The following is a 2,716-nucleotide window of genomic DNA, read 5'->3' as shown; positions in this document are numbered from 1 at the left end:
CGAGTGAAGGCTCTGACGAAGGCGTTTTGCTGTTTGACTTCGACGGGGAGTCTTGTGTCGGTGAGGGCTTTTCCCTGCCATCCGGCGCCGAGGGCGATGTAGAGAGCGACAGCGTTGCGGACGCGGGCGAGGCGTCCGACGACGGCCTGGTCCTGTGCAGACAGGGCGGTTTGTTCGGTCGTCAGCACGTTCAGATAACCGGTCAGACCGGCCCCGAAGAGCTTCTGGGCGCGGTCGCGGGCAAGGCCGGCATCGACGGAGGCCTGATTCAGCTGCTCGACCAGCTCGGCATTATGCCGCCAGTCGCCCATCGCATCCTCGACATCTGCAAACGCCTTGAGCACCGTCTTGCGGTAATTCAGGCGGCTACCCTCGGCCTCGGCCCGGGCCTGCGCGATGGCGGCGGTATAGCGGCCGCCATGAATGACCGGCAGCGTCGCCATCATCATGAAGCTCCACGCCATGCCCCCCGCCTGGAACGCCTGATAGGCGGCGGACGCGTTCGGGTTGAACGTCAGCGGGATCATGAATTTCGGATAAAGGTTCGAGACCGCAATGCCCACACGTGCAGTATCGGCCGCGTATTCGGCCTCCGCCACGCGGATGTCGGGGCGGTTGGCGAGCACGATCGACGGCAGACTGTCGGGGAAGCGCGGCAGATCCGGGATCGGGCGGCGCTTTTCCAGCTCTTCCTCAAGCTGGCCCGGCATGTCGCCCACGAGCACGGCGATGGCATGCATCAGCCGCTCTTCCTGCTCGTGCAACGGTGCCAGACGGGCGCGTTCCAGATGTTCTTCCGTCTGGGCCTGCGCCACGGCCAGCGTGTTGCCGAGACCGTGGGTGTAGAGCTTTTCGGTCAGTTCGCGCGAGCGCACGGCCACGTCGATGGCCCGTTCGGTGACGCCCAGACGCTCCTGAACCGAGCGCAGCGTCACATAATCCGTCGCCATCTCAGCCAGCAGGGCAAGGAGAACGCCGCGACGGTTCTCGATCGATTCCTCGACGATCCGCTTACGCTCTTCCACCTGCCGGGCAATGTGCCCGAACAGATCGACTTCCCAGCTCGCCCGCGCGCCATAGGTCAGGACCGAGGCTTCGGGGTGATTGGCCGGATTGCCCGGACGCAGCGGCCAGTTATCGATATTGATCGAATAGCGGTCGTCGCCGCCACCTGCGGCCACATCGAGCTGTGGATACCAGGCCGACTGCGCCTGACGGCGGACAGCACGCTCGGCGATAATGTGCTGTGAGGCGATCTGCAGGTCGTAATTGCCCTTGATCGCCTGATCTACCAGTTCGTTGAGCATGGGGTCGTGGAACTGCGACCACCAGTCCTTCATGTCCGCCGCCGACTGTGCCAGCGCATCGGCCGTAGCGGGATGGGGCTGCTCGACGAAGGCGTCGGGCACCTTGATCCGGTCCGGCGTGAAGTTCGGCCCCACCGTACACGCCGTCAGCGACAGACAGGTACTCAGGGCAAGGGTCAGGAATTTGCGGGACATGTCAGAGGTGGTTCTGCAGCCAGGTGGTCAGACGGCCGCGCGCGCCCGGCGTTTCGCGCCCGATCGTCACCGTGGCCGTCATGCCGGCCGCCAGCGTGATGTTCGGCGGCACGTTATCGAGTTCCAGACGCACCGGAATACGCTGCGCCAGACGCACCCAGGTGAAGATCGGATTGACGTCCGGCAGGCCCAGCTTGTCGGACACGCCGTTCTGGTCGTTGATGCCACGGCCGATGCTGACGACATGCGCCATGAGGATCTGCTTGTAGCCCATCAGCTTGATGCGGGCCTCGTCCCCCACATGCACGCCGTGCATTTTGGTTTCTTCGAAATACCCGTTGATCCAGAAGCTGTGCGCGTCGATCACGGCCATACCAGGCTGACCGGCATGGGCGTAGTCGCCCACGCGCAGGTTCAGGTTGGTGATGTAGCCGTCCACCGGCGAATAGACCGTGGAGCGCTGAAGGTTCAGCAGGGCGGTGTTCAGCTCGGCCTTGGCCGCGTTGACCTTGGCGCGCTGGGTCTCAACATTGGAGTTGAAGTCTTCCTGCTCTTCTGCCGAGACGATTCCGCCCAGTCCCATACGACGTTTGGCGTCGGAACTGCGGAGCTTCAGGTCTTCTTCGGCTCCGGCCAGACGGGCGCGGGCCGCATCGATATCAAGGCGAAAGCGCACCGGATCGAGCACGAAGAGCGGATCGCCCTTGTGAACGAACTGGTTATCCACCACCGGTACGGCAACAACCGTGCCCGAGACTTCGGGAGCGGCATCCACAACATAGACGCGCACGCGGCCATCACGGGTCCAGGGGGCGAGGACATAGATGTCCCACATTGTCCGCCCCAGGCCGATGGCGAGTGCCAGCACGACAAGGGTCAGCAGGACACGGATTACACTGCGGGTCCAGTTCATCGCTGACCCCTCCTATACGTAAAGGATGAGCAGACAGAGAACACAGACATAGAGCGCTATTTCAAAGAGAGCGACGTGCCAGAACCACCCCAGGGCGCCCGTGCGCCACAGAATGCTTCGAAGCAGTAACGTCACAAAGACCGCCGCTACGGCATAAATGGAAAGCGGAGCAACGAAAACGCCAAACAGGTTAACTTCAGCCAGCATCAGAAACCAGCTCCAGCGTCAACCACCAGACTGCCAAACGCCACACTGTAAGACAACTCGCCCACAACGCTCCTCAATCAGACACAACGACTCC

At 62.8% G+C, this 2,716-nt stretch carries 3 protein-coding genes; all 3 read right to left on the bottom strand.

Annotated features, from left to right (window positions below):
* The coding region (locus HKD21_RS14275; RefSeq protein WP_194256262.1) for an efflux transporter outer membrane subunit at positions 1–1,502 on the bottom strand (1,502 nt) is incomplete at its 3' end.
* Between the two features lies 1 nt (position 1,503).
* On the bottom strand, positions 1,504–2,415 hold the full coding sequence (locus tag HKD21_RS14270) for an HlyD family secretion protein (RefSeq protein ID WP_194256261.1): 912 nt from the start codon (positions 2,413–2,415) through the stop codon (positions 1,504–1,506).
* 12 nt (positions 2,416–2,427) lie between these two features.
* Positions 2,428–2,622 carry a DUF1656 domain-containing protein gene (locus HKD21_RS14265; protein WP_062499659.1) on the bottom strand — a complete coding sequence of 65 codons (195 nt, stop codon included), beginning with the start codon at positions 2,620–2,622 and terminating at the stop codon, positions 2,428–2,430.
* Positions 2,623–2,716 lie beyond the last annotated feature (94 nt).

The organism is Gluconobacter cerevisiae (assembly GCF_015244675.1).
Classification (GTDB): Bacteria; Pseudomonadota; Alphaproteobacteria; order Acetobacterales; family Acetobacteraceae; genus Gluconobacter; species Gluconobacter cerevisiae.
This window is presented reverse-complemented; position numbering and strand designations above follow the sequence as displayed.